This is a genomic window from Bacillus cereus group sp. Bc010, from assembly GCF_027716745.1.
GTDB classification, from domain to species: Bacteria; Bacillota; Bacilli; order Bacillales; family Bacillaceae_G; genus Bacillus_A; species Bacillus_A pacificus.
The window spans coordinates 1-6,077 of record NZ_JAQFUY010000070.1 but is presented as its reverse complement, the minus strand read 5'-3'; the positions used below and the strand labels follow the sequence as shown (position 1 = coordinate 6,077).

Below are 6,077 nucleotides of genomic sequence, written 5' to 3'. Positions count from 1 at the left end.
CTAGCTAGCTTTTTAGAAAGAATAACGTTTTTTGTCACTTGGGGGTAGTGAAAATTCTTAAGTTGATGGGCATGTGGTATTACCCCTACTATGTTTAAAATGCGAGAATTCCTGTTACGTAAGAAACAGAAAGAGCTAAGTGAATATAAAGCGATGTACATAATTAAGGGTTATTTTTTACTTTTTTACCAAGCATTACACAAAAACACCCAAGAATTATCAAAGGTTCTCCTTCGTCTGTTTAACCTCCTACAGCACAACGGACGAAAATCTCATCGATATGAGAAAAAAACAGTCTTTGATATTTTGGGTGTTGTTTATGAGTATACCACTTCTACTCATCAGGTAGCATAGTAAAAAATTGAAAACTGTCAGGGTTTATTTGATATGCCTACTTTTATAAAATCTATAAAAGATAATAAAAAACTATATGGAAAGACCGCATTTTGTATAAAAATATACCTTAAGTTAATAGTGATGGGGCGGGACCACTTATACAAGAAATACCCTATAGAATAGACTTTTTTAAGTGTCTATTTTATAGGATATATTTTATGGTTCACTTATTTTTTTCACCCATTGCTTCTTCTAATGTTAGGTGATGTTGATATAAGTATGTAGCATATGGATTGCCAACGTAGCGAAGATGCCATGGTTCATATGCATATTCTGTTTTATCTGTCTTATCCTCTAAATAACGAATAACGAAGCCAAATTCATGGGCGTGTGTTGCTACCCACTTTCCTTCTTCTGTTTCTCCAAAGATAGGTTCTAATTTATATTCTGCAGATTCTGAACTAATATCCATTGTAAGTCCTGTTTGATGTTCACTCGTTCCAGGAACTGCACTAACTGAATCAGCCTTGGCTTTTCCTTGACGTTTGATATACGTATTACGTAAGGATTGTTGTCGTTTATATGAACGATAACCTGATACAGCTGTAAGCTCTAGACCTTGCTCTTTTGCAGATTGGAACATTTTTTCAAGAGCAGTGGCAGCATCTTTACGAAGTAATGTTTTTTCTTTATCTTTTGGAGATGTAAATGGAACGTTTGGTTTAGTTAAATCTTTTGGTATATAGCCATCTGGTAATTTACGATGTTTATTTACTAATACAAGGGGTGAATCTGGATTTGTAACAAGAAGAAAGTTTTCATCTGTTTTTTTGGCTGTATCTGCTGCTTTTGGAAAGGCAGGAATCTCTTCTTTTGGATGTTCATCATGTTTTTGTGTTTTAACAACTTTTGCTTCATTGTGTAGTGGAGATCTCGAACCGAAATAAGCGAAGGATGTGATACCGATTCCAATCGTAGCGGCTGAAATAATAACTATTTTTTTCATAAATCCGGGTAATTTCAGTCCTTTCTTATAATTTATTTTTCCATTATAAATTTAGTTATTTGAAAAAGAAGTATAAAGTGAGTTTGCTCATTTTTAAAGATATCAAATATTTTAAGAGTTTTTTCATTTATATGGGGTAACCACAGGGTTGCTGCTTTAGTCTGTCACGTTATTAATATATAGATAGAATTTAATTAATGAGCTATTGGGGCTCCAAGGACCGGTTTTAGGAATAGAAAGAGCACCTTTGCTAGGAAGCGTAAAGTAACCTCCGATTGTCTTGTAGCTTCCTAGCATATACCCATTACCTTTATTGATTGAACTAATCCCAAACACTTTACTCTTAGGCTGGGTTTATATATCTTAATTCTTTTAAAAGCTTTTTATAGAATTTGAGAAAATAAGTGGATTACACACAAAGATAATACATGTAATTAATAGAATAATCGTTATAACTATTAACATTCCATTTCCGCTATATAACTTTTTCATAGCACTCACCTCTATTTTTTCAACCATACATGGGGTCCCGCCAACCAAATGACATGAAATTCACGATAAGACATTTTTCGGGAGATAAAAAGCCTATTTTCCTACGTTAAGGAGGTACGGCAACGATTCCTTCTTTTTTGAGTCACTTACAAAACTAAAACAAGAAGCTACGTGTTGCTTTAAAATAATGTTTGATCAAATTGCTACTGATAATCTTGATAAACAAATATAGAAAAAAGCGTTTTTGTAAAAAATAGATTTATTAAAACACGCTCTTATTATTTTTTATTGACTCATTCTTTTATAAAAAATTTTGATCATTTCCTACTTATGTTGCTCCACAATCGTGCCCGTTTGTTTAAGTACAGTTCTTCACAAAAATCTAGGAAGTAACCACTATACAATAAGGAAGATACTCACCATCCAAAAAACTGTGGTTCTCACTATCCTCCAAACTATGGATTGGATAGCTGAACTTTGAGGAATCTTACTTTTCACATTTCTTGTTATAAAAGCATGAATAATAAATCTGATTATGATGAACCCAACAGCTATCCAAGATAATAAATCCACTTTAACTCCTATGACAACCTCTTAAAAGGAAGAACAAAAAATTGGAGGAAGAAAACAAGCAACTAGAGAACAACTGAAAGTAACTTATGCAGATGTTTACAAAAAGTTATGGCATATCTCCCACATAACGGACGGCCGTCGGGTATGTGATCATTAATAGGTCGGTTTAGGATAGAGTTTATTCTACCCAAAAAGTAAGTCCCGTGACCCGCAGTTCTAGTAGGGAACATAGAATTTCACAGGCTAAGCGCATTTTTACACATGGTGGTGCCCGTCAAGCCTTGAAGGTTTTGGACTGTCACAATACTCCAACTTGGGGAATATTGAACTGTGCGTTATCCAAATTGAAATTATTACAATACCTTCCATCCTCTTTAAAACATAATGAAAATCTACTTTTAGCCCAATCCCACTCCGATCTGTTCTTCGGGGAAGATCTGAAATTGTTCTACTTTCTTGAGATCTTTATTTACAGTTAATGACCATTCTTCTCCATTACATTTATAATAGAAAACATATACTGGAGATTTTTTATCCAACGTTGAATTTGTCTTAATGCTTTCCTTCTCTAAAAACTCATAATTTGTATTATCGAATAAATTATTATCTTTAACAAATTTATCTGCTATATCTTTCGCTGTATCATAAGAAAGATTTTGATAATCTTCATTTTTAGGAACCTCTGGAAAACATGATAAGCGTATTATCTTATTAGTTTTTTTATCTATTATAGCATCATATACCATAATATTATCTTTATCGTCCCACATTACAGAAAGCATCCCATAACCATCTATTGTTTTAAATTTTAACCCTTTACTATTTTGCATTACATCTACATTAAAATACTTTTTAAAAGCATCTAGTACTACTTTTTTATAGGTTTCATCTTTATTACTTACTTGTGCAGTACTTGACTCCGTCATTACTTCGTTCTTTGATACTGTATTTTTTGATACTTGTGCAAAAGTTAAAGCACCACCACTAATACTTAATGCTCCAATTAAACCTAATGCAGTGATTCCTTTTTTCTTCATAAAATCTTCCCTCCTTTAATTTGTTTGCTACAGTTAGAATAATACATCATACCCTTATAGAAACAATCTACGAATTGTAACATAGTTGTAAAATCATAAGGCAGCAAACAAAATGCCAGGAACTTTCATTACGAATTCAAGGTAAATGTTATTCTTATAATTGTCCCCTTATTTAGTTGGCTTTCCATTTCTAATTCAATTTCATGGATTTTTGCTATTTCAGAACATATTGTAAGTCCTAATCCAACTCCATTATTAGCCCTAGTCCTTGATTTATCAGCCATATAAAAGGCTTCAAACACTTTAGGTAAATCTTCTTCTGAAATTCCTATACCTTCATCTTTTATTTCAAGCACAGTTTTATTTTCTTTATTTTTATATACATGTAAATATATATTGCTACCTTCTTTTGAAGCCTTAATAGAATTATCAATAAAATTACAAATGAAATTTCTAATTAAATCGCTTTCGACAACTACCTCATAATCTTCACCGCTAATCATTAAGTGGATACTTTTACTCTTTAATTTAGGCTTTAATATATCTTTTATATCAAATAATATATCTCCTATATTTTCTTTTCTCATTTTAAATTTTTCTCTTTCAAGCAACATTAAATCCATCATTTTCCGGGATAATTCCTCTAATCTTTTTCCTTCTTTAAATATATGGTTTAGCCCTTTTATAAATATCTGTTCATTATATGCAGTTAAGCGAAGAAAATCTGCATATCCAATTATGGAAGTTAAGGGTGTTTTAAATTCATGAGTTAAATTATCTATGAACCTTTGTTTTTCTGCAGCTTTCATTTCTAGTTCACTGATTTTTTGTTCAACAGCAGCTGCCATTTCATTAAAATTTTCTGCTAAAATACCTATTTCATCTTTAGAATCAATCTCTACTCTTTTTGAATAATTACCCTTTGATACTATTTGGGTTATATTTATTAGCTTCTCTATGGGCTTTGTAATATACCTACTTAACATATACATGCCAATAGCTAAAATTATAGTTATACTTATTGATAATCGAATATAAAAATTATATTGTTCTTTTTTATCTTCATAAATATATGTTACATCACGAACATATGAAAACTTCAAATCTTCTCCATTTATATTTATTAAACTAGTTACAAATAATAATGTTTTATTTTCTACATCTCTTATAATGTATTTTCTTTTATCGTGAGATGCATTTTTTAACTCTTCTCTATCTCGTGAAACCTTAAAATCTAGGTTACTAAAAACTACATGATTATTTTTGTCTACTATCTCTAAATAATTATTCTTTGAATTCAATTTTTCTAAATATTTTTTTATAACTTCTTTATAATCAGCCTTAACTATATTTTTAGACTCAATATATAAGTAATTATTTGAAATCATATTATAATAACTAATTCCTGTCGAAATATTTCTATGTTCATCTAATGATCTATCAATCTCTCTTTTTAAGTTTAAGTTATGACTATTTTGTATTAAACAAACAGCACCAAAGTTAAATATTACCAAAAATAACAATGATGAATATATGGATATTTTATGCCAAAATTTCATTTAAGTCTCCCATCTGTACCCGACCTTATGAACCGTTCTAATTTTCTCGTCTAAATCAAGTTTTTTTCTAATCCTTTGAATATGCATATCCACAGTTCTAGTTTCTCCTAGGTAATCATATCCCCAAATTTTTTCTAAAATTTTTTCCCTAGATAAAGCCATTCCTTTATTTTGTATTAAAAGACATAAAAGCTCAAATTCTTTTAGAGTTAAATCGATACTATTGCCATCTTTTTTCACAAGCATTTCTTCTATATATATTTCTAAATTCCCGAAACTTATGGCGTTATTTTTTTTACTGTAACGTCTTAAAACTGTTTCAACTCTTGCCAAAAGTTCTATAGATTCAAAAGGTTTTCCTATATAATCATCTGCTCCCATTTTAAGACCCTTAACCTTATCCGTAATGGATGATTTAGCTGATAAAAAAATTACAGGTATGTCCTTATGCTTTATTTTATCTATTATGCTAAACCCGTCTATTTCTGGAAGCATAACGTCTAAAAGTATTAAATCAAATTGTTCCGTTTCTATTAATTCTAAAGCGTGTCTTCCATTGTAAACTTGGATAGTTTCATAATTTACCATTTTCAAATTTAGGTTTATTAAATCTGAAATAGTTGGCTCATCTTCTACAATTAATATTTTTTCTGCTTTCATCAGTTCACTCTCCCAAAAAAATAATACTTACCGTACAAATCCCCCAAAAGGGATAAATAATACATTAGACTTCCATCACAGTTAGTATTTAATTTGCCAAATTGCTGTTTGTTCAACTACCTAGCCCATCTTACCAAATAAATAAGATCCATTTCCAGCTCATATTGTTACCAAATCAAAGAAACATATTTCTTTTTTGACCATGTCGGGCCTATCTTCTAAATATTACGGGTTAAAAAGTAATAGGATGATAATAGCCGATTCCTTAACGTACAGGGAACCGGCTTAAATGTGACCAAATTGTGTCCAAACGTACAATTTTATTTTTTTGATATGGTGACCCCATGCCCATCAACTTAAGAATTTTCACTACCCCCAAGTGACAAAAAACGTTATTCTTTCTAAAAAGCTAGC

At 30.7% G+C, this 6,077-nt stretch carries 4 protein-coding genes and 1 pseudogene; 1 reads left to right on the top strand and 4 read right to left on the bottom strand.

Annotated elements, in window-relative coordinates; all coding sequences use genetic code 11:
* Nucleotides 1-87: 87 nt before the first annotated feature.
* Nucleotides 88-354, top strand: a pseudogene (locus PDQ68_RS28135) (IS4 family transposase); the annotation flags it as partial.
* 205 nt (nt 355-559) lie between these two features.
* On the opposite strand, the gene PDQ68_RS28130 reads toward PDQ68_RS28135, so the two are convergent.
* The 4 genes from PDQ68_RS28130 to PDQ68_RS28115 all read right to left on the bottom strand — a co-directional run bounded on the left by PDQ68_RS28130 (nt 560) and on the right by PDQ68_RS28115 (nt 5,663).
* Nucleotides 560-1,342: a M15 family metallopeptidase gene (locus PDQ68_RS28130; RefSeq protein WP_061182346.1), complete on the bottom strand. Its 783-nt coding sequence runs from the start codon at nt 1,340-1,342 to the stop codon at nt 560-562.
* 1,463 nt (nt 1,343-2,805) lie between these two features.
* Nucleotides 2,806-3,444 (bottom strand): hypothetical protein, encoded by a 639-nt coding sequence (locus PDQ68_RS28125; RefSeq protein WP_061182347.1) that lies wholly within the window; start codon nt 3,442-3,444, stop codon nt 2,806-2,808.
* A gap of 128 nt (nt 3,445-3,572) precedes the next feature.
* Complete coding sequence (locus tag PDQ68_RS28120; protein ID WP_062821061.1) at nt 3,573-5,003, bottom strand: sensor histidine kinase; 1,431 nt, start codon at nt 5,001-5,003, stop codon at nt 3,573-3,575.
* Nucleotides 5,004-5,663: a response regulator transcription factor gene (locus PDQ68_RS28115; protein WP_227585729.1), complete on the bottom strand. Its 660-nt coding sequence runs from the start codon at nt 5,661-5,663 to the stop codon at nt 5,004-5,006.
* Between the last annotated feature and the right edge of the window lie 414 nt (nt 5,664-6,077).